The organism is Kitasatospora sp. NPDC094019 (assembly GCF_044764505.1).
In the GTDB taxonomy this organism is placed as follows: domain Bacteria; phylum Actinomycetota; class Actinomycetes; order Streptomycetales; family Streptomycetaceae; genus Kitasatospora.
Map to the genome: position 1 here is coordinate 79,724 of NZ_JBIWIF010000010.1, position 19,141 is coordinate 98,864.

Annotated in this window: 19 protein-coding genes; 7 read left to right on the forward strand and 12 right to left on the reverse strand. The window is 75.0% G+C overall.

Translation table 11 applies throughout. The features are described from left to right. Window positions 1–47 precede the first annotated feature (47 nt). Window positions 48–1,010: a diiron oxygenase gene (locus ACIQ9P_RS22955; protein ID WP_402359078.1), complete on the forward strand. Its 963-nt coding sequence runs from the start codon at window positions 48–50 to the stop codon at window positions 1,008–1,010. A gap of 52 nt (window positions 1,011–1,062) precedes the next feature. Further along, complete coding sequence (locus ACIQ9P_RS22960; protein WP_402359081.1) at window positions 1,063–2,706, forward strand: 4Fe-4S binding protein; 1,644 nt, start codon at window positions 1,063–1,065, stop codon at window positions 2,704–2,706. Window positions 2,707–2,729: 23 nt separating this feature from the next. On the opposite strand, the gene ACIQ9P_RS22965 is transcribed toward ACIQ9P_RS22960, so the two are convergent. The 9 genes from ACIQ9P_RS22965 to ACIQ9P_RS23005 form a co-directional block, all read right to left on the reverse strand. Next, window positions 2,730–2,993: a hypothetical protein gene (locus ACIQ9P_RS22965; protein WP_402359084.1), complete on the reverse strand. Its 264-nt coding sequence runs from the start codon at window positions 2,991–2,993 to the stop codon at window positions 2,730–2,732. Beyond that, on the reverse strand, window positions 2,986–3,261 hold the full coding sequence (locus tag ACIQ9P_RS22970; RefSeq protein ID WP_402359087.1) for a hypothetical protein: 276 nt from the start codon (window positions 3,259–3,261) through the stop codon (window positions 2,986–2,988). The genes ACIQ9P_RS22965 and ACIQ9P_RS22970 overlap by 8 nt, the downstream gene beginning before the upstream one ends. 129 nt (window positions 3,262–3,390) lie before the next feature. Further along, window positions 3,391–3,804 carry a hypothetical protein gene (locus ACIQ9P_RS22975; RefSeq protein ID WP_402359090.1) on the reverse strand — a complete coding sequence of 138 codons (414 nt, stop codon included), beginning with the start codon at window positions 3,802–3,804 and terminating at the stop codon, window positions 3,391–3,393. Between the two features lie 252 nt (window positions 3,805–4,056). Continuing rightward, entirely contained in the window at window positions 4,057–5,187 is a 1,131-nt protein-coding gene (locus ACIQ9P_RS22980) for a PucR family transcriptional regulator (RefSeq protein WP_402359093.1), read from the reverse strand. 100 nt (window positions 5,188–5,287) lie between these two features. Next, complete coding sequence (locus ACIQ9P_RS22985; protein WP_402359096.1) at window positions 5,288–6,322, reverse strand: ABC transporter ATP-binding protein; 1,035 nt, start codon at window positions 6,320–6,322, stop codon at window positions 5,288–5,290. After that, the gene (locus ACIQ9P_RS22990; protein ID WP_402359099.1) at window positions 6,319–7,362 is read right to left on the reverse strand and encodes an ABC transporter ATP-binding protein; all 1,044 of its coding nucleotides are present in this window, start codon (window positions 7,360–7,362) and stop codon (window positions 6,319–6,321) included. The genes ACIQ9P_RS22985 and ACIQ9P_RS22990 overlap by 4 nt, the downstream gene beginning before the upstream one ends. Continuing rightward, window positions 7,359–8,222: an ABC transporter permease gene (locus ACIQ9P_RS22995; protein ID WP_402359102.1), complete on the reverse strand. Its 864-nt coding sequence runs from the start codon at window positions 8,220–8,222 to the stop codon at window positions 7,359–7,361. Before ACIQ9P_RS22995 ends, ACIQ9P_RS22990 begins: the two co-directional genes overlap by 4 nt. After that, the gene (locus tag ACIQ9P_RS23000) at window positions 8,209–9,192 is read right to left on the reverse strand and encodes an ABC transporter permease (RefSeq protein ID WP_402359105.1); all 984 of its coding nucleotides are present in this window, start codon (window positions 9,190–9,192) and stop codon (window positions 8,209–8,211) included. Before ACIQ9P_RS23000 ends, ACIQ9P_RS22995 begins: the two co-directional genes overlap by 14 nt. Continuing rightward, complete coding sequence (locus tag ACIQ9P_RS23005; RefSeq protein ID WP_402359108.1) at window positions 9,189–10,757, reverse strand: ABC transporter substrate-binding protein; 1,569 nt, start codon at window positions 10,755–10,757, stop codon at window positions 9,189–9,191. Before ACIQ9P_RS23005 ends, ACIQ9P_RS23000 begins: the two co-directional genes overlap by 4 nt. Before the next feature lie 255 nt (window positions 10,758–11,012). On the opposite strand from ACIQ9P_RS23005, the gene ACIQ9P_RS23010 reads away from it, so the two are divergent. After that, window positions 11,013–11,759, forward strand: coding sequence for a TetR family transcriptional regulator (locus ACIQ9P_RS23010; protein ID WP_402359110.1), 747 nt, complete (start codon window positions 11,013–11,015; stop codon window positions 11,757–11,759). A gap of 10 nt (window positions 11,760–11,769) precedes the next feature. Here the strand turns inward: ACIQ9P_RS23010 and ACIQ9P_RS23015 are convergent, their stop codons facing one another. Beyond that, window positions 11,770–12,597, reverse strand: a complete 828-nt coding sequence (locus ACIQ9P_RS23015) for a GntR family transcriptional regulator (RefSeq protein ID WP_402359113.1) — start codon at window positions 12,595–12,597, stop codon at window positions 11,770–11,772. 214 nt (window positions 12,598–12,811) lie between these two features. On the opposite strand from ACIQ9P_RS23015, the gene ACIQ9P_RS23020 reads away from it, so the two are divergent. Next, window positions 12,812–13,552: a tyrosine-protein phosphatase gene (locus tag ACIQ9P_RS23020; RefSeq protein ID WP_402359116.1), complete on the forward strand. Its 741-nt coding sequence runs from the start codon at window positions 12,812–12,814 to the stop codon at window positions 13,550–13,552. Further along, window positions 13,549–15,348 (forward strand): glycoside hydrolase family 3 protein, encoded by a 1,800-nt coding sequence (locus ACIQ9P_RS23025; RefSeq protein ID WP_402359119.1) that lies wholly within the window; start codon window positions 13,549–13,551, stop codon window positions 15,346–15,348. The genes ACIQ9P_RS23020 and ACIQ9P_RS23025 overlap by 4 nt, the downstream gene beginning before the upstream one ends. 58 nt (window positions 15,349–15,406) lie before the next feature. Here ACIQ9P_RS23025 and ACIQ9P_RS23030 read toward each other — a convergent pair whose 3' ends face one another. Beyond that, complete coding sequence (locus tag ACIQ9P_RS23030; RefSeq protein ID WP_402359121.1) at window positions 15,407–16,159, reverse strand: hypothetical protein; 753 nt, start codon at window positions 16,157–16,159, stop codon at window positions 15,407–15,409. Between the two features lie 213 nt (window positions 16,160–16,372). On the opposite strand from ACIQ9P_RS23030, the gene ACIQ9P_RS23035 reads away from it, so the two are divergent. Next, window positions 16,373–16,945: a papain-like cysteine protease family protein gene (locus ACIQ9P_RS23035; RefSeq protein ID WP_402359124.1), complete on the forward strand. Its 573-nt coding sequence runs from the start codon at window positions 16,373–16,375 to the stop codon at window positions 16,943–16,945. A gap of 39 nt (window positions 16,946–16,984) precedes the next feature. Next, window positions 16,985–17,848 (forward strand): hypothetical protein, encoded by an 864-nt coding sequence (locus tag ACIQ9P_RS23040; RefSeq protein ID WP_402359127.1) that lies wholly within the window; start codon window positions 16,985–16,987, stop codon window positions 17,846–17,848. Between the two features lie 96 nt (window positions 17,849–17,944). Here the strand turns inward: ACIQ9P_RS23040 and ACIQ9P_RS23045 are convergent, their stop codons facing one another. Beyond that, a complete protein-coding gene (locus tag ACIQ9P_RS23045) occupies window positions 17,945–18,868 on the reverse strand; it encodes a GNAT family N-acetyltransferase (protein WP_402359130.1) in 924 nt (307 codons plus the stop codon). Between the last annotated feature and the right edge of the window lie 273 nt (window positions 18,869–19,141).

A 19,141-nucleotide genomic window follows, 5' to 3' on the forward strand; every position in this document is an offset into this window, starting at 1 on the left:
CGCGGTAACGAGTCCCCGCGCAGGCCACGCACCCGACGGAGGCAGCCATGGCTCACCCGGCGCAACGCACCCCCACCCCCACCCGCACTCCCACCCGAACCCTCACCCCGGACGGCCACGGGCGGACCCACACCGCCGCCGACGAGGAGGTGTCCGAGCGGCTGCTCGAATCCGCCGCGACCCTCTCCTACGACCCGGCCACCGAGATCGACTGGGACGCCCCGCTGGAGCCCGGGCACTACGGGCTCAACCCGGAGTGGAGCACCCTCTACGGCACCCCGCTCTGGTCGGAGATGACCGAGGAGCAGCGGGTCGTGCTCACCCGCCACGAGGTCGGCTCGATCATGACCACCGGCATCTGGTTCGAGATGATCCTCCAGCAGATGGTGCTGCGTGATCAGTACCTCAAGGACCCGGCCAGCGCCGAGTTCCGCTTCGCCCTGACCGAGATCGCCGACGAGTGCCGGCACTCGATCATGTTCGCTCGCGCCTGCGAGAAGATGGGCGTCCCCCAGTACCGGCCCCACCAGCTCGTGGCCCAGGCCGGGCGCGCCTACAAGGCCCTCGCCCGCGGCGAACTCGCCTACGGCGGCATCCTGGTCGCCGAAGAGGTGCTGGACGTCATGCAGCGCGACTGGATGCGCGGCGAGAACGTCCTCGACATCGTCCGCGGCACCTCCCGGATCCATGTGGTCGAGGAGTCCCGGCACATGAAGTTCGCCCGTCAGGAGATCCGCGAACGGCTGCGCGGGGCCGGCACCCTCCGCCGCCGCAACGCCGCCTTCGGCATCGCCGCCGGCGCCTACGTCATCGTCACCAGCATGGTGCACCCGTCCGTGTACAAGGCCGCCGGTCTGGACGTCGCCCGGGCCGTCGCCGAGGCCCGCGCCAGCGAGCACCGCCGCGCCATGATGCGCACCAGCAGCCGCCACCTGATGGCCTTCCTCGCCGAGAACGGTCTGCTCACCGGGCCCTCGACCAAGCTCTACCGCCGCATCCACATGCTCTGAGGCCCGCCCCCACCGCCGCCCCTCCCACCGAGCGAGGAACCCCGCCCCCGCCATGGCCTACGCGATCACCCGGTCCTGCTGCAACGACGCCTCCTGCGTGTCCGTCTGCCCGGTCAACTGCATCCACCCCACCCCCGACGAGCCCGACTTCGGCCGCACCGACCTGCTCTTCATCGACCCGGCCGCCTGCATCGACTGCGGCGCCTGCGCCGACGCCTGCCCGGTCGACGCGATCTTCCCGGTCGACCGGCTCGTCGGCCCCGACGCCGTCTACGGCGACCTCAACCGCGACTGGTACCGCGACCACCCCACCGACCACGCCTGGGGCGCGCCCGCCTTCCCCCGCAGCCTGCCCACCGGCCTCGACCTCGGGACCGGCCCGCTGCGGGTCGCCGTCGTCGGCACCGGGCCGTCCGCGGGCTACACCGCGCAGGCCCTGCTGCGCACCACCGGCGCCGAGGTCACCATGCTCGACCGGCTGCCCGTCGCCGGCGGACTGCTGCGGCACGGCGTCGCCCCCGACCACCAGTCGACCAAGCGGATCGCCGAGAGCTTCGCCTCGGTCTTCCACGACCCCCGGCTGCGGGTCCACCTCAACGTCGAGGTCGGCACCGACCTCGACCACGCCGAACTCGCCGCCCACCACCACGCGGTGGTGTACGCGGTCGGCGCCGCCGCCGACCGCCGGCTCGGCATACCCGGCGAGGACCTCCCCGGCAGCCTGCCCGCCACCACCTTCGTCCGCTGGTACAACGCCGAACCCACCGTGCCCGGCGACGCGGTCGCCCTCGGCGCCGGCACCGGGCCCGGCGCCGAACGGGCCGTGGTCATCGGCAACGGCAACGTCGCGATCGACATCGCCCGGATCCTGCTCACCGACCCCGACCGGCTCGCCGCCACGGACATCGCCGACCACGCCCTCGCCGCCCTGCGCCGCAGCCCGGTCCGCGAGGTCGTCCTGACCGCCCGGCGCGGGCCCGAGCAGGCCGCCTGGACCACCCCCGAATTCCTCGCCCTCACCCGGCTCCCGGGTGTCGAGGTGGTCGTGGACGACCGGCCGGAGGTCCGCGCGGCCCTCGCCGCCGCGCCCGCGGGCTCGGTCGCGGCCCTGCTCGCCGGCCTCCCCCCGGTACACCTCGACGGCGCCGCTCCGCCCCGGCCGGGCCGGCGGATCGTGCTCCGCTTCCACGCCGCTCCGGTCGAACTCCTGGGCGGCGAACGGGTCGAGGCCGTCCGCCTGGCCGGCGAGGACGAACCCCTGCGTGCCGCCCTGGTGGTCCGCTCCATCGGCCACCGCGGCGTCCCGCTCCCCGGACTGCCCTTCGACGAGGTCACCGCGAGCGTCCCGCACCGGGGCGGCCGCGTCCTCGACCCGGCGACCGGCCGGCCGCTGCCCGGCACCTACCTGGTCGGCTGGGCCAAACGCGGCCCCTCCGGTGGCATCGGCGCCAACCGCGCCTGCGCCGAGGAGACCGTGCACGCCCTCCTGGACGACGCCGTCGCGGGCACCCTGCCCCACCCCTCCGGCGACCGCAGGGCCTTCGACCGACTGGTCCGCACCCGCCGCCCCGACGCCCTCGGCCTGCGTCAGCTCCGGGCCATCGACCGCGCCGAACGCGCCCGGGGCGAAGCCACCGGCCGCCCCCGCGTCAAACTCCCGACCGTCCCCGCCCTCCTGGCGGCGGCCCGCCGCTGACAGAGCAGTCGCCCACCGCTCGTTCAGGGGCCTACGAGCAGCAGTACGATCCGGAGTTCGTCCTCGCCGACCCGGTAGCCCAGTGTCATGCCGGGGGTCGCCTCGTCCCCCGGGACGACGACAATACGACCGGAGACGTCGTCTCCGGTGGTGTACGGCAGTCCCAGCTCCGGGTCGCGTCGGATGCTGCGCAGGGCGTCCAGGAATCGGCGCCGCTGGTCGTCGGTGAGACCGGCCGCAGCCGGCCGGACGGCGTCGTCGAGAAACACCGGCAGCAGGTCAGACATCGGACTCGGACCACTCGGGGAGGACATCGGCGAGCGGCGTTCCCGGCCGGTCGAATGCGGTACGCAGGGCGTGCTCGATCTCGGGGACGGTGCGTAGGTGCAGCAGGTGCTGCCAGCTCTTGAGATAGTCCCGGATTTCGTGCAGGGGGACGTCCTCGATCTCGGTGTTGAAGCGTGCGAGGTCGGAACCGGTCAGGGTGCCGCGGAACTCGCGGATCGTCCGCGGACCTGTGGACGGCAGCCGGGGCTGGACGGGTTGGGCGCTCATCTGCTGCCTCGCTGTGGCCGTGGGCTGGCGGGAAACGGCGGCCGCAGGGACGCCGCGCCCCGAACCTACCGCCTGTCCGGGATCCGCCGCGTTCGTACGGAACAAGTCGGACCATCCGTCGAATGTCCGTCAGCTGAAGAGGCTGCTCAGGTCCAGGAGGGTGATCAGGTAGGTGTCGGTGGCCGGGTCGTGGGCGTGGATCAGGGCGGTGCGGCCGGCCGGGACGGTGGGGTCGCCGGGTGGGGTGCGGACCGCGAGGAGGGCGGGCGAGCCGTCGTCCGTGGTGACCTCGGCCCAGCCGCCGGTGGCGGTGGCGTCGCCCGGGAGGACGAAGCAGGAGCGGCCGACCAGGGGGAAGGGTTCGGAAGCGAGCAGGTCGCCGGGGAGATCGTCGGGAAGAGGCCCGGGCACGGCGTCGACATGGGGATCGGCGCCGCACCCCCCGTTCCGGGTCCCGGTGGCGTGGCCGACGTCGTGTCCCCCGGACACGACGTCGGCGCCAAGGCCGCTGAGCAGGGCCAGCATCCAGTACTCAGCGGTCACCACCAGAGTCGGGAAGCCCGGCGCGGCCCTGAAATTCCCCCGCAACCGCCCCGCCCCCCAGACTCTTCCTGCAGCGCCGGATCCCCCGTGCGCCGCAGCGATCCTGTCAGTGCGGAGGCGTCCGCACACTGCCAGGATCCGGCAATCTTGATGGTGTTTTGACACCCTGAAAATATCCGGAAACCGCAGGCAACGCGGGGCCGTCCGAAACGTTCAGAACGTTCGGCGTGTTCGGAACCTTCGGACCGAAGGTCACAGCGGCTGGTCGGGCCAGTCGAGCAGCCGGGCGCCCATCACGGCGGTCTCCAGGGTGTAGCGGTGCAGGGCCTCGGCCGGGTCGTAGCCGGTGAGGTCGCGGATGCGCTCCAGCCGGTAGCCGAGGGCGCGCACGCTCAGCCCGAGCCGACGGGCGGTCTCCGCGTTCACGTACCCGGCCTCGGCCTGGACGGTGATGGTCTCCAGCAGCGGGCGGGCACCGCCGCGGGCGGCGGTGAGCGGGCCGAGCACGGTGCGCACCAGGTCGCCCATCGCCTCCCGGTCCCGCATCAGGACCGGGAAGACCAGCAGTTCCTCGGCCCGCAGCCGGGCCGCGGGCAGGCCGAGCCGCTCCGCGTACTCCAGCGTGGCGATCGCCTCCTCGTAGCTGCGGACGATGCCTCCGGTGCCGCCGTGGCGGCGGCCGGTGGCCACCCGCAGGGCCGGCCGGTAGCCGGGGCCGGGGCGCAGCGCGAGGTCGGTGAACGCGGCGAGGACGGCCTGCTCGCCGTCGGAGGCGATGCAGACGAGTTGTCCGTCGCGGACGGCGAGCAGCAGGGTGCGGTCGTCGTAGCGGCCGGTCAGTTCGCGCAGGATCCGGTGCGGGGTGGGCGAGCCCTCCAGGTAGGGCTCGGCACCGACGGCGACGGCGACGGTGTAGCCGGCGGCGAGCCGCAGGCCGAAGCGTTCGGCGCGTTCGGCGAGCCGGCCGAGGTCGGTACGGCCGTGCAGCAGGTCGTTGACGAGTTCCCGCCGGTTGGCCTCCTCCTGGCGGACGGCCATCCGCTGGGCGCGCTCGTGGCCCTCGGCGACGGCGCCCAGCGCGGCCTGGGTGGCGGCGAGTACGGCGTCGCCGGTGCGCCGGACCTCGGCGGTGGTGGTGGCGGTGGGGCCGGGGAAGGTCTGCCAGGAGGCGCGGGTGGCGCCGAGGCAGACGCCGACGAGGTCGCGCAGTCCGTGGCCGGCTTCGGCGGCGCGCTCGCCGAGGTCGCGCAGTCGTTCGAGTTCGGCGCGGCGGAGCAGGCGGCCGGTGCGGGAGACCTCGGTGAACAGGGCCAGGCAGTGGCCGGCCAGGTCGCCGGGGATGTCGGGGGTGCCCGGGGTGCCGGTTCCGTTGGCCGCCGTCATGGTGTGGTGTCCGCCCCCGGCCCGTGGGTGCGGTGCGGCCGTCCGGCGGGCCGACCGGGCGGCCGAGGGGCCTGTCCGCCGGCCAGCCGGCCCGGGCATGTTATCGGGTCGGCCGGACGGCGCCCCCGTCGTCGTGCGCGGCGGAGTCCGCCCCGGGGACCGGCAGCAGCGGGCGGTGGCAGGCGACGGTGCGCCCCGGTGAGACCTCGCGCAGCTCCGGCACCTCGCGCGCGCACCGCTCGTCGGCGAACGGGCAGCGGGTGCGGAACCGGCAGCCGGAGGGCGGATCGAGCGGCGAGGGCGGGTCGGCGGGGAGCAGCCCGGTGTCGCCGAGCGGCCGGCCGGGTTCGGGGACGGCGGCGAGCAGCGCGGCCGTGTAGGGGTGGGCGGGTGCGGCGAGCACCTCCTCGGTGGGGCCCTGCTCGCAGAGCCGGCCGAGTTGGAGCACCGCGACGTCGTCGCTGACCGCGCGGACCACGCCGAGGTCGTGCGAGATGAACAGGCTCGCCAGGCCGCGTTCCTCGGTGAGCCGGCGCAGCAGGTTGAGCACGGTGGCCTGGGCCGAGACGTCGAGCGCCGAGACGGCCTCGTCGGCGATCAGCACCCGGGGTCCGGCCGCCAGTGCCCGGGCGATGGCGACCCGTTGGGCCTGGCCGCCGGAGAGCTGGGCGGGCCGGCGGTCGCCGAACAGGGCGGGCGGCAGCCCGACCGCCTCCAGTTGGCGTTCGACCACGGCGGCGCGGTCCACCGCCGGGTCGGGGTGGGCGTCGAGCGGTTCGGCGACGAGGTCGCGGACGGTGCGACGCGGGTTGAGCGAGGAGACCGGGTCCTGGAACACCATCTGCAGCCGGGGCCGCAGGGCCCGCAGCGCGCGGGGGGTGAGGCCGGCCAGGTCGGTGCCGTCCACGGTGACGGTGCCGGCGGTGGGCGGGGGGAGGCGGAGCAGGGCCTTGGCGATGCTGCTCTTGCCGGAGCCGGATTCGCCGACCAGGGCGAGGGTGCGGCGTTCGCGCAGGGTCAGGTCGACCTCGCTGACGGCGTGCAGCGGGCCGGAGCGGGTGCGGTGGACCACGGAGAGCCCGGTGGCCCGCAGCACGACGGGGGAGGGGCCGGGGGTGGGGTCGACGGGGGTCATACGGTCTCCTGGGCCTTCGTCACGGACGCGGCCGACGAGGCGGACACGGCGGGTGGGGCCGACGGCGTGAGCGGGAAGTGGCAGGCGGCCGTGTGGCCGTCCCCGGCCCGGTGGACCGGGGGCGCGTCCGTCGAGCAGACCGCCTCGGCGCGCTCGCAGCGCGGCGCGAACGGGCAGCCGGCGGTCGGCCGGGAGAGGTCCGGCGGCGAGCCGGCCACGGCGGGCAGGACGCGGCGCAGCGGCCCGGTCACCCTGGGCACCGAGCGCAGCAGCGCGGCGGTGTACGGGTGGGCGGGTGCCTCGGTGACGGCCTCGGTGGGCCCGGTCTCGACGATCCGCCCGCCGTACATGACGGCGATCCGCCGGGCCCGGCCGTACAGCAGGCCGATGTCGTGGGTGATCAGCAGGGTGGCGAGGCCGCGGGTCCCCCGGTGCCGGTCGAGCAGGTCGAGGACGGTGCGCTGGACGGTGACGTCGAGCGCGGTGGTGGGCTCGTCGGCGAGCAGCAGGGCGGGCGAGCCGGCCAGGGCCGCGGCGATGCCGACCCGCTGCCGCAGCCCGCCGGACAGCTCGTGCGGATAGGCGCGGGCGCGCCGGGCCGGGTCGGGCACGTCGACGGCGGCGAGCAGTTCGGCGGCGGTGCGCAGCCGGTCCCGGCGCCGCATCCGGCGCCGGTTGGTGAGCGACTCGGTGACCTGGTCGGCGATCCGGACCACCGGGTTGAGCGAGGTCATCGGGTCCTGGTGGACCATCGCCACGCCGGTGCCGAGGAGTTCGGCGCGCCGGCGCGGGGCGGCGGTGAGCAGGTCCTCGCCGTTGAGCAGGATCCGCCCGGTGGCGGCGGCCCGGGTGGCGCGGGGGTGGACGCCGAGCACGGTGCGGGCCAGCACGGACTTGCCGGAGCCGGACTCGCCGACGACGCCGAGGCACTCCCCGGCGTCGATGCTGAGGTCGATGCCGTGCAGGACGTGCAGGGTCCGGCCGTCGGGGGTGTGCAGGGTGGTGTCCAGCGAGCGGACTTCCAGGACTGGGGCGGTCATCCCCGGCCTCCCTTCGAACGGAGCTGCTCACCCAGGTAGTTGAGGGCGAGGACGGTCAGGCAGAGCACCGCGGCGGGGGCGAGCGAGATCCACGGCGCGCTGCCGAGGGTGGTCCGGCCCTCGGCGATGATGCCGCCCCAGGACGGCTCCGGCGGGCGGAGGCCGAAGCCGAGGAAGCTGAGCGAACCCTCGGCGACGATCGCGACCGTGGTGGCGGTGAAGGCGAAGCCGAGCGCGGCGGGCGCGACGTGCGGGACCACTTCGCGGCGCAGGACGCGCAGCGGCGCGGTACCGATCATCCGGGCGGCCTGGACGAAGCCGCGTTCGCTGAGCGACAGGACGACGGCGCGCACCACCCGGGTGAAGTGCGGCACGGTGAACAGCCCGATCAGGCTGCCGATCACGGTCAGGCTCGGGCCGCGCAGCGCGACCGTGATCATCACCAGGATCAGCGAGGGCACCGACATCAGCAGGTCGGTGGCGAAGCCGATCACCTTGTCCGCCGGGCCCCGGAACCAGCCGGCCGCGAGGCCGAGCGCGCCGCCGCCGAGCAGGCCGACGGCGATGGTCAGTCCGGCGACGGCGAAGGAGGCGCGGGCGCCGGCCACGGTCCGCTGCAGGACGTCGCGCCCGGCGGCGTCGGTGCCCAGCCAGTGGCCGGGGCCGGGGGCGGCGGCGGGGTGGGCGAAGTCGCCGTGCAGCGGGTCGAACCCGGGCAGCAGCGGGAGCAGCAGGGCGGCGAGCGCGACCAGCGCCAGCCAGGCCCCGGCCACCAGGACCCCGGTGGCCGGGCGGCGGACCCGGACGGCGGGGGACGTGGTCGCCGCCGGGGAGGTCGGGGCGGTCTCAGCGACGCTCATCGGCGATCCTCGGGTCGATCGTGCGGTACAGCAGGTCCACGGCGAGGGTGGCCGCCACCACGGCGACGGCGCTGACCACCACCACGGCCTGCACCACCGGGAAGTCGCGGCCGGCGATGGCCGTGGCCGCCAGGGTGCCGACGCCCGGCACCGCGAACAGCGACTCGACCAGCACCGAGCCGCCGAGCGACATGCCGATGCCGATCCCGACCAGGGTGACCAGCGGCAGCGAGGAGGGCCGCAGGGTGCGCCGCAGCAGCAGCCGCACGGTGCCCATGCCGCGGCTGCGGGCGGCGGCGACGTAGGTCTGGTCGAGGGTGTCGATCAGCTGGCCGCGCAGGGTGCGGGTGAACACCGCCGCCTCGGTGAGCCCGAGGGTGAGAGCGGGCAGTACCAGGTGGCGCAGGTTGTCGAACGGGTCCTCGGTGAACGGCGTCCAGCCGGTGGCGGGCAGGATCCGCATCTGGACGGCGGCGAGCCAGATCAGCACCAGGCCGAGCACGAAGCCGGGCACGGCGAGCCAGACGAACGCGCCGGCGGTGGCGATCCGGTCGACCGCGCCGCCCGGTCGCCAGGCCGAGTACAGGGCCACCGGCAGGGCCAGGCCGAGCGCCACCAGCTGGGCGGCGACGAAGAGTTCGAGCGTGACCGGGATCCGGTCGGAGAGTTCGGCGGTGACGGCGGCGCCGGTGGACAGCGAGTGGCCGAGGTCGCCGTGCAGGGCGTCGCCGAGCCAGCGCCAGGCGGCGGCGAGCACGTTGTCGTCCAGGCCGAGCTTGGCCTCGTACGCGGCGATCTGTTCGGGTGTGGCGGTGGGACCGAGCGCGGCCAGGGCGGGCGAGCCGGGCATCAGGTGGGGCAGGGAGAGCGCCGAGACGGTGACGATCAGCAGCACCGAGGCGGCCCGCCCGGCCCGTCCGGCGGCGCGCCCCGCCGTCCGGAGGGCGGGCGCCAGTGGCGTGGAGGTCACTTCTTCACCCACAGCACGGCGGGGGAGACGCTGACGACGGTCCGCTTGGAGACGTCGGGCAGTCCGCCGACCTTGGCGGAGGAGAGGAGGCCGACCGGGTTCTCGGTCAGGAAGAGCATCGGGGCGTCGGCGACGATCTCCCGCGCGGCCTCCTGGTAGGACCGGGCCCGCTGGGCCGGGTCGACGGTGCCGTGCCCGGCGGTGATCGCCTTCGCGGCCCCCGGGTTGTTCCAGCCGGTGAAGTTGTAGGGGGAGTCGGGCAGGTAGAGGCTGGTCAGGGCGGTGTCGGTGTCGCCGAACATGCTGGTGACGAAGTCCATCACCTGGAACTGGCGCTGGTACATCGCGGTGCCGAGGGCCGCCGGGTCGAGCGGCTTGATGGTCATCCGGACGCCCGCCTCGGCGAACATCTGCTGGAGCACGGTGGCCCGCTGCTGGGCCTCGGGCCGGCTGTCGACCAGGTAGTCGAAGGCGAGGTCGGCGTGGCCGGCCTCGGCGAGCAGGGCCTTGGCCCTGGCGGCGTCGTGCGCGGGGTAGCCGGGGTCGGCGCCGCCCCGGTAGGGCGAGGCGGAGCCGATCGGGCCGTCCGAGACCTTGCCCTGGTCGAGGTGGACGACCCGCTCGACGGCGGCGCGGTCCACGGCGTACTGGAGCGCCTTGCGGACCTTCGGGTCGTCGAAGGGGGCGGCCTTGGTGTTGAACAGCACGGTGGAGGTCGAGCCGGGGCCGGTCGCGGCGCGCAGCCCGTCGCCGGCGGCCTGCTTGTACTGCGCGGGGGTCTCGGTCCAGGCGAGGTCGGCGTCGCCGGAGCGCAGCGACTGGTAGCGGCTGTCGGTGTCCGGCAGCACCTTGTAGACCAGCTTTTCGGCGTGGCCCTTGGGCCCCCGGTAGGCGGGGTTGCGCACCAGGGTCGCCGAGACGCCGGGCTGCACGCTCTCCACCGTGTACGGGCCGGAGCCGACGGCGGGGCTGTCGGCGGCGGCGGGCGCCTCGGAGATGTAGCCGAGGGAGCGGGTGAACAGGTTGGGGAAGGCGGCGTTGGCGGCCTTGAGGGCGAAGCCGACGGAGGTCGGGGAGTTCACCGTCATGGCGCCGATGGTGGCGGCGTCGACGGCGCAGCCGCACTTGGCCTCGGGCTTGGCGAGCCGGTTGACGTGGTCGACGACGGCCTGCGCGTCCAGCGGCTTGCCGTCGCTGAAGGTGACGCCCTCGGGCAGCTCCAGCGTCCAGGCGGTGGCGTCGGCGTTCGGGGTGAAGGACTTGGCCAGGTGGGGCTGGACGGCGCCGTTGTCGCCGTTGACCATCAGCGGGTCGTAGAGCGCGTTGGTCAGGATCATCAGCGGCATCGAGGCGAGTCCGCCGTCGGCCGGGTCGAGCTTGGCGAACGGCCGGTCGAGGCCGATTCTCAGGGTGCCGCCGTCGACGGCGGGCCCGTCGTCCTTGGGCGCGGAGCCGGTCGCGCCGCCGCCGGCCAGGGTGTCGTCGGAGGCGGAGCAGGCGACGGCGGTGAGGGCGAGGGCCGCCGTGCAGACCGCGGATGCCAGAACGTGCTTGTGCCGCTTCATGGTTCCTCGTGGGGTTCGGTGGGGGCGGGGGAGGGGGGAAGGCGGGGAGAGCGGGGGAGGAACGGGCGGTCCCGACCGGACCGGTCGCCGTCGAAGCCCAGCTTTTGGAAGTGGCACAACTGCCAATTGGCAGTTGTGCAAACTTCACATGACGAGCTGACGACGAGTTCGCGCTCGGCTTGAGCGGCCGCTCCGGGCGTGATTCGGTACGACTACGGCCGCGTGCGGCAGACCAGTTGACGAGGAGCGGGCAGGATGCAGGGGCAGGGGACGGACACCGCGGCGGAGCCCGGACTGCGCGACCGCAAGCGGGCGCGGACCAGACAGGCGATCCGGACGGCGGGGCTCGACCTCTTCGAGGAGCAGGGCTTCGAGAGCACCACGGTGGACCAGATCTGTCGGCGCGCGGACGTCGCCCACCGCACCTTCTTCCGGTACTACGAGTGCAAGGAGGCCCTGCTCTTCGGCATGGACTTCGGGCTCGCGATCCTGGACGCCTTCGCCGCCGCGCCGCCCGGGCTCGGGATCTGGGAGGCTTTCGAGCACGCCGGGGCCGTCACCGACGGGCAGTTGGAGGAGTCGGCCGAGCACACCGTGCGGCGGCGGGCGCTGCGGCGCCGGTTCATCGGGATCCGCAGCGTGCACGACTTCGCGCTGATCATGATCGACACGTTCGCGCAGCGCTCGGCGGCGATCGCGGCCGAGCGGCTGGGCGTGGACCCGGTCGCCGATCTGCGGCCGCAGGCCCTGGCGGCGCTGCTGGCGGGGCTGACCCGGCGGCACGTGGTCGACGGCGAGGAAGGGCGGCCGCTGCGGGACTGGGCGGTGGCGTTCCGACTGCTGCTGGGGTCGCTCTCGGAGCCGGACCAGGGGGCGGAGGCCGCCTCGGTGTCGGTGCCGGTACGGGTGCCGGGCCCTCTGTCGGGTGCGGAGCCGGAGCCCGGAGTGGAGCCGGTGTCGGAGCCGGAAGCCGCCCCCGCCCCGCCCGGGGCCGCCGGGTGAGCGCGCCCGGCTACCGCGCGGGCCCGGACCCGTCCGCGCCGTCCGTCCCGCCCGGCTCGCGGTAGTGCAGCACGAACCGCGCGCTGCTGCCGTCGATCCGCCGCCGCACGTACAGCGCGGGCGTGCCGTCCGGCGTGCAGCTGACGCCCTCGCGGACCAGCAGCGGGGTGCCCGGCGGCACCCCGAGCAGCTCCGCGTCCGCGAGGTCCGCGCCGATCGCGCCGAACGCCCGCCAGTCGTACTCCAGCTCCACCCCGGCCGCCCCGGCCAGGGCGGGCACCATGTTCCCCGGCCGCCCGGGCCGCAGCAGTTCGGCCGGCAGCGGCCGGGTCGGCACCCAATAGCTGTTCGCCACCCGGGGCCGGCCGCCGATCCGGATCACCGTGTCCACCCGGGACAGCTCCCCGGTGGCGCGGCCCAGCTGCCGGGCCGCCTCGTCGTCCTCGGCGGAGCCGCCGACGGTCGGCGCCGCCACCACGGTCTCGCCGTCGCCCTCGACGGTTCCCGCCACCCCGTTCGGCGGCTCGGTCCCGAGCGGCAGGGCGCGGTGCACGCTGCCGAGGTCGAACCGCTGGCTGCGCGGGTCGACGGCGATCGAGACCCGGACCGACGGCGGGCGGACGAAGGTCCCCACGCCCCGGCGGATCTCCAGCACCGCGGCCCGCTCCAGCTCCGCCACCGCCTGCCGGACGGTCAGCCGGTTGACGCCGAAGTCGGCGCTCAGCTCCGGCTCGCTGGGCAGCCGGGAGCCCGCCGGGTACGTTCCGGCGTCGATGCGCTCCTGGAGCTGCCGGGCCAGCCGGCGGTACAGCGGGGTGTCGCTTCGGTGCGTTGCCACGCGCCCGATCCTACGGAGCCGCAGGGCGGCTCCCGTCCGGGCTTGTCCGGAAGTTCACCCCGGCGTCGCTTGCCCCGGCCCCGATCCTCCAGGTAGACATCTAGACATCTAGACATCTAGATGTCCCGTTCTCCCCGATCGTTCCGTGCCTCCGGGACAGTCCCGCCCGGACCGTCCCGGCTCCCCAGCCCGCCCCCACCGAAAGGCCCCCACCATGACCCTGGTCAACTTCCGCGACCCCGCCACCCTCGCCGACCCCGCCGGCCGCTGGATCCGCCCCGGTGCCCTGTACCGCTCCGCCCAGCCGTTCCCCCGCGACACTGCCGACATCTCCGCCCAGCTGCGCACCGCCGGCGTCCGCACGATCGTCGACCTGCGCGGCGACGGCGAGGCGCAGGACGAGGACTGGGCGGTCTCGGCGGCCGACGGCGTCGAGGTGGTCGCCGCCCGCATCCAGCCCACCACCGCGGAACTGGAGGCGGCCATGCAGGCGATGGTCACCGACGCCGACCTCGGCGCCTTCTACCTGCTGATGGCCGAGTCCGCCCCGGAAGCCGTCAGGCTCGCGGTCGAGGCCGCCGCCCGCCCCGGCGGCGTGCTGCTGCACTGCGCCGCGGGCAAGGACCGCACCGGCTTCCTGACCGCCCTGCTGCTCGACCTGCTCGGCGTGCCCGCCGAGGAGATCGTCGCCGACTACGCCCGCACCGGCGCCGCGCTCACCCAGATCTTCGAGGGCCTGGCCGAGCGCAACCGGGCCGCGCTGAACGACTACACGACCGGCAACCTGGTCGTGCCCCGTCCGCTGCTGGAGGCCCCGGCCGGCGCGATGGCCACCTTCCTGGAGCTGATCGGCACCCGCTACGGCGGCACCGAGGGCTTCCTCGCCCACTGCGGCGTGGACGCCGGGACCGTCGCGGCCTTCCGCGCCAAGGCCGCCGCCGGGGTGACGGCGTGAGCACCGTGAGCCGCCCGCCGCTGCTGCGGCACGACGACGGCACGCCGTTCCGCGACCTCAACCACAACGGCACCATGGAGCCCTACGAGGACCCGCGGCTGCCCGTCGAGGAGCGCGTCGAGGACCTCCTGGCCCGGATGACGGTGGAGGAGAAGGCCGCCCAGATGCTCCACGGCCGGATGCTCCCCGGCAACCAGGGCCCCTTCCCCTCCGGCGAGCACCTCATCACCGAACACGGTCTCACCGCCTTCGGCATGATGGCCGTCCCCGACGCCCGGGCCATGGCCGAGTGGAACAACCACGTCCAGGACCTCGCCGCCGCCGCCCGCCTCGGCATCCCGGTCACCCTCGCCTCCGACCCCCGGCACGGCTTCACCGCCAACCCGGCCACCGCCTTCACCGGCGGCGGCTTCTCCACCGGCCCCGAGCCGATCGGGCTGGCCGCCACCGACGACCCGGGACTCGTCGAGGAGTACGCCGCGCTGATCGGCCGCGAACTGCGGGCCGTCGGCATCCGGGTCGCCATCCACCCGATGGCCGACCTCGCGACCGAACCGCGCTGGGCCCGGATCAGCGGCACCTTCGGCGAGGACCCGGACCGCGCCTCCCGGATCATCGCCGCCTACATCCGCGGCCTCCAGGGCGGGCGGATCGGCCCGGACAGCGTCGCCTGCATGACCAAGCACTTCCCCGGCGGCGGACCGCAGTTCAAGGGCGAGGACTCGCACTTCGCGGCCGGCCGGCGGCTGGTCTACCCGGGTGGCGCCCTCGACCGGCACCTGCGCCCCTTCGAGGCCGCGTTCGAGGCCGGCACCGCGCAGATCATGCCCGCCTACGCGATCCCCTCCGGCAGCGGACTGGCCGAGGTCGGCGCCAACTTCAACCACGACGTCATCACCGGCCTGCTGCGCGGGAAGTACGGCTTCGACGGTGTGGTCTGCACCGACTTCAACGCCATCACCGGCATGGACGTCCCCGGCATCGTCAGCCTGCCGCCGCGCCACTGGGGCGTGGAGGAGCTGTCCGTGCCGGAGCAGGTGGCGCTGACCCTGCACGCCGGGGCCGACCAGCTCGGCGGCGAGACCGACCCGGAGCTGATCCTCGGCGTGGTCCGATCCGGCGCCGTCACCGAGGCCCGTCTCGACGAGTCCGTCCGCCGCATCCTGCGCGACAAGTTCCGCCTCGGCCTGTTCGACGACCCGTACGTGGACGTCGAGGCCGCCGTCGCCCTGGTCGGCGCGCCCGAGGGGCGGGTGCTGGGCCGCGAGGTCCAGGCCCGCTCGCTGGTCCACCTGGCCGGCCGCCCGCTCACCGGCACCCGCCTCTACGTCGAGGGCGTCGACCCGGCCGTGGCCGCCCGCTACGGCACCGTCGTCGACCGGCCCGAGGACGCCGAGCTCGCGGTGGTCCGCCTCGCCACGCCCTACGAGAAGCGCGAAGGGCTGCTGGAGCAGGCGTTCCACTCCGGCTCGCTGGAGTTCGAGCCGGCCGAGGCGGCCCGGCTGGCGGAGCTTGCCCGCGCGCTGCCCACGGCGCTGGTCGCGCAGCTGGAGCGCCCCGCCGTCCTCACTCCGCTGGCACCCCACGCGGCGCTGCTGGTGGGCGAGTTCGGCGCCGCCGACGACATCGTGCTGGACGCCGTGCTCGGCCGCGCGGCGATGACCGGCACCCTCCCCTTCGACCTCCCGCGCTCCGACGCGGCCGTCGACGCCGCCCGGGAGGACGTCCCGTTCGACACCGCGGACCCGCTGTTCCGCTTCGGCCACCCGACCGCCCCGCGCGGCAGCGCCGGCTGACCGGACGGGCGCCACGCGGCACCGCCGGACGGGACTCCTGTCCGGCGGTGCCGCCGTGTCAGACCCCGGCCGGGATAGGGGAGTCGAAGACCTCCGGCGGGCCGTAGTCGCTGAACGCCATCGTGACCACCATCACCGTGCCGTCGTGGGTCCAGCGCTTCTCGGCGTAGCGGGTCCGGCCGTCGACGTCGATCCACTGGTCGAGGTCGACGCCCGTGATGCCGTCGTACTCCGCGTCGGAGCGCGCCTCGGCGGAGACCTGGCCCAGCCGGTCGAGGTCCAGATGGCCGGCGAGGTGGTGGACCAGGACGCCGTCACGGGTCTCCACGCCCTTGCGTGCGTCCGGCCCCAGGGAGAGCAGCACCGGGGCGTAGCCCGCTAGGTCGTACTCCGAGGTGCCGTTGAAGCGCAGCGAGCTCCTGGTCCAGGTGCCCGCCGCTCCGCCGGTGCGGTGGTACTCGGCGTCGGTGGTGACGAGGATCTCCGACACGGTGATGCCGGTGCGGCGCTCCTGCCGGCCGCTGAAGGCGGAGTTGAGGTTCTGCCGTGCCGTGATCTCCATCAGCACCTCTGCGCCGATCCCGACCGTCGACCGGACCGAGACGGCATAGGGCTCCCTGCTCGCCCTCGCCGCGGCCGCGGCCGGGTCGACCTCGGGCCTCGCGGTGGAGGCGGCGGCCGGGGTGGTCGCGGCGGACGGGGCGGCCGGGTTCCCGGCGGTGCAGCCGGTGAGCAGCAGCACCGCGGCAGCGGCAGTACCGGCGGCACGGGCGGCCGTGGCGGCGCGGGTCCGGCGGGGGGATCGGTGCATGGCCCTGGTGGCTCCGGGAGTTGTCGACGGGTCGCCCGGCGCCGTGGTGTCCACGCGCCCCAAGGGCCCTCCGGCTACGAATGTTTCCGGCCATCCGGATCTTATACGGCTAACCACCTCTTCGGCCCTGCCTCCGACGAGCCGTCCGGTGAACGGCGGCGGTCCGCGCTGTCATGGCGCTGGGCATCCCACGCCCCATGGGAAGGCAGGAACATGAGGAGATTCAGGTACACCGTCACCGGACCGGCGCTGGCCCTCGCGGCCTCGGCGGTCCTCCTGGCCGCGGGCGGTACGGCCAGGGCGGAAGCCGGCTACGACCAGATCACCATGCTGAAGCAGGAGAAGACCCAGTGGTGCTGGTCGGCCTCCGGGCTCACCATCGCCAAGTTCCAGGGATACGGCAGCACCCAGGCGGACTTCTGCAAGCGCGCCTCGTCGTACGCCGGCGGCCCGAGCTGCGACAACCAGCCCGCCAGGCTGGAGGACATGGCCAACGCCTGGTACGACCTGGGCATGGCCAACCCCGGCACCGGTCTCGTCCGCGCGGCCTCGTTCGCCGAGGTCACCAGCGACGTCAAGGCCGCCCGGCCGATCGGCGCCCGGATCGGCTGGAAGTCCGGCGGCGGCCACATGAACGTCGTCTACGGCTTCGACACCTCGAACAACACCATCGCCGTCGGCGACCCGTGGCCGGACACCACCACCTACACCTGGTGGAACTACAACGACTACGTCAACAACAGCTCGTTCCGCTGGACCCACTCCCGTACCGGCATCTCCCGCTAGTCCGAGAAGACCGAGAAGACCGAGAAGGAGTGACGACACATGAGTGACCGAATCCAGCCCGTCGGCCGGAGGACCACCCGGTTCTCCCGGCTGTCCCTGGTCGCGGCGCTGGGCGCGTCCGTGCTGCTGTCCGCGGCCGGCCCGGCCCGGGCGGCCGACATCCCCGACTTCCAGGCCGCACTGGACCTGGTGCGGTCGGCCGGCGTCCACGACGCCGTCTGCCGTTTCCTCGCCACCCCGCTGCCCGCCGCCGGGCCCGACGGCGGGGCCGGCTCCGCGGTGACGATCCCCGACGCGCCGGACCCGTGCGCGGGCCTGCCCGCGTTCACCCTCAACGACCCGCTCGCGGTGCACGAGATCACCCCGGAGTTCGCCGCGGGCACGGCGCTGCCGGTGCCGACCTCGGCGGTCAGGCTGAGCAACCTGGTCTCCTCGCTCGGCGCCGCGGTCAACGACCGCACCGCCACCGTGCTGCTCGCCCCGACCGAGGGCGGCGGCTGGCACCTGGCGGGGGTGCGGGACGGCGACAGCGACGCCGGGTACGCGGGCAGCGCGACCCCGGGCTCCCTGGTCTTCACCGAGCCCCAGATCCGCGGCTGGTACCGGTTGACGCTCACCACCGTGGAGCCGCTCAACGACCAGGCCCGGGAAGGGCTCCGGGGCCGGTCGGCGATGTCGCTGGCCGACTACCAGAAGGTGGTCAAGGACCGCTACGCCGACAAGCTGCCCGGTTCCGACTACGACACCCGGGGCATGTCCAGCGGCTACGGGACCGGCGGCCCGGCGGCCGAACCGTCCTCCCGCACGCCCCTGCTCGCGGGCGGGTCGCTCGCGGCCCTCGCGCTCGCGGGCGGGGCCGCCGCGCTCGGCCGGCTCCGGCGCCGCCGCCGCGGCGCCGCCTGAGCACCGCACTGCCCGGGCACCGCACTGCCTGAGCACCGCACCGCCTCCCCGGCCCGCCCGGCCGGGGAGGCGGCCGTGGACGGACACGGACAGTCCTCAGCCGCCGAGCGCCTTGCCGTACATCGACGAGGTGCGCCGGACGGTCATCCCCAGCCGCTCGTACAGCGGCAGCGCGCCCGTCTCCGAGTGCGTCCACAGCGTGCACCGCTCCCGGCCGTGCCGGTGCAGGGCGCCGAACACCTCGCCGAGCAGCAACCGCGCGATCCCCCGGTGCCGGTGGTCGCGCCGCACGGCCAGCCGTTCGACGTTGCCCTCGCCGCAGTCCGGCACGTCGAGTGCCAGCGCCGCGCCCACCATCTCCCCGCCGGCGAAGGCCACCCGCGACAGCGCGGGCGCGAACGACTCCAGCCCGACCGTCCGCAGTGCCCACTCCTGGTAGGGACTGCGCCGTACCTGCCACTCGTCGAACGCGTCCTCGGTCACCCGGTACGCCGCCCGCTCGTCGCCCGGACGGAACGGCCGCACGGAGACCCCCGGCGGCGCGGCCGCCACCGGGGCGGCGGGCAGCGCGATCCCCAGCTGCCACTGGGAGACGAACGGCAGGTAGCCGCGCGAGCGCAGCAGCCCCACGGCGCCCCGGTCGCCGTCCTCCACCGCCTGGGCGAGCCGCTCCCCGCCCGCCCGCCGGGCCCGCGCCTCGGTCCAGTCGAGCAGCCACCCGCCCAGGCCGGCACCCCGGTGCCCCGGGTGGACGTCGACCCGGCTCCGCCGCCCGCCGCGCACCCACGCCCAGCCGGCCACCTCGCCGCGGCCGTCCCGCACCAGCACGGAGTCCCGGGCGGGGTCGAGGCCGGGGTGCGCGAGGTCGGCGGCGACCTCGCCCGGCGCGCTCTCGGCGCGGCCGAGCAGGTCGCGCTCGCAGGCGGCGACCAGCCGGGCGAGGGCGGGGGCGTCGGCGACGGCCGCCGGTCCGGACCGGTAACGGGCGGGGAGCGGCGGGAGTCCGGCGAGATCGGTCATGCGTCCTGACTCTGCGCCACCCGCGCCGCTCCTGTCGACCGCTTCCGGCACACCGGTCGCGCCGGCCCGGCCCGGACCGGCCAGGGCGACGAAGGAAGACAGAGGCGACAAGGACGGCAGAGGCGACAAGGACGACAAGGAGGACAAGGGGAACCGGGGGCCGCCTCCTGGCACGATCGCAGGATCGGAGCCGGCCCCCGGGAGCCGGCCCGGACCACGCCGCTGACTGGGCATCGACCACGTGGTTCCGACCGGCCGCGATCCGTCACCCGC

Bases quoted from the DNA above. Each gene is read 5' to 3' on its own strand.
- ACIQ9P_RS23005 (WP_402359108.1), bottom strand. From the start codon at position 10,757: ATGAAGCGGCACAAGCACGTTCTGGCATCCGCGGTCTGCACGGCGGCC.
- ACIQ9P_RS23010 (WP_402359110.1), top strand. From the start codon at position 11,013: ATGCAGGGGCAGGGGACGGACACCGCGGCGGAGCCCGGACTGCGCGAC.
- ACIQ9P_RS23030 (WP_402359121.1), bottom strand. From the start codon at position 16,159: ATGCACCGATCCCCCCGCCGGACCCGCGCCGCCACGGCCGCCCGTGCC.
- ACIQ9P_RS22990 (WP_402359099.1), bottom strand. From the start codon at position 7,362: ATGACCGCCCCAGTCCTGGAAGTCCGCTCGCTGGACACCACCCTGCAC.
- ACIQ9P_RS22985 (WP_402359096.1), bottom strand. From the start codon at position 6,322: ATGACCCCCGTCGACCCCACCCCCGGCCCCTCCCCCGTCGTGCTGCGG.
- ACIQ9P_RS22980 (WP_402359093.1), bottom strand. From the start codon at position 5,187: ATGACGGCGGCCAACGGAACCGGCACCCCGGGCACCCCCGACATCCCC.
- ACIQ9P_RS22970 (WP_402359087.1), bottom strand. From the start codon at position 3,261: ATGAGCGCCCAACCCGTCCAGCCCCGGCTGCCGTCCACAGGTCCGCGG.
- ACIQ9P_RS22995 (WP_402359102.1), bottom strand. From the start codon at position 8,222: ATGAGCGTCGCTGAGACCGCCCCGACCTCCCCGGCGGCGACCACGTCC.
- ACIQ9P_RS22955 (WP_402359078.1), top strand. From the start codon at position 48: ATGGCTCACCCGGCGCAACGCACCCCCACCCCCACCCGCACTCCCACC.
- ACIQ9P_RS23040 (WP_402359127.1), top strand. From the start codon at position 16,985: ATGAGTGACCGAATCCAGCCCGTCGGCCGGAGGACCACCCGGTTCTCC.
- ACIQ9P_RS22965 (WP_402359084.1), bottom strand. From the start codon at position 2,993: ATGTCTGACCTGCTGCCGGTGTTTCTCGACGACGCCGTCCGGCCGGCT.
- ACIQ9P_RS23035 (WP_402359124.1), top strand. From the start codon at position 16,373: ATGAGGAGATTCAGGTACACCGTCACCGGACCGGCGCTGGCCCTCGCG.
- ACIQ9P_RS23045 (WP_402359130.1), bottom strand. From the start codon at position 18,868: ATGACCGATCTCGCCGGACTCCCGCCGCTCCCCGCCCGTTACCGGTCC.
- ACIQ9P_RS22960 (WP_402359081.1), top strand. From the start codon at position 1,063: ATGGCCTACGCGATCACCCGGTCCTGCTGCAACGACGCCTCCTGCGTG.
- ACIQ9P_RS23020 (WP_402359116.1), top strand. From the start codon at position 12,812: ATGACCCTGGTCAACTTCCGCGACCCCGCCACCCTCGCCGACCCCGCC.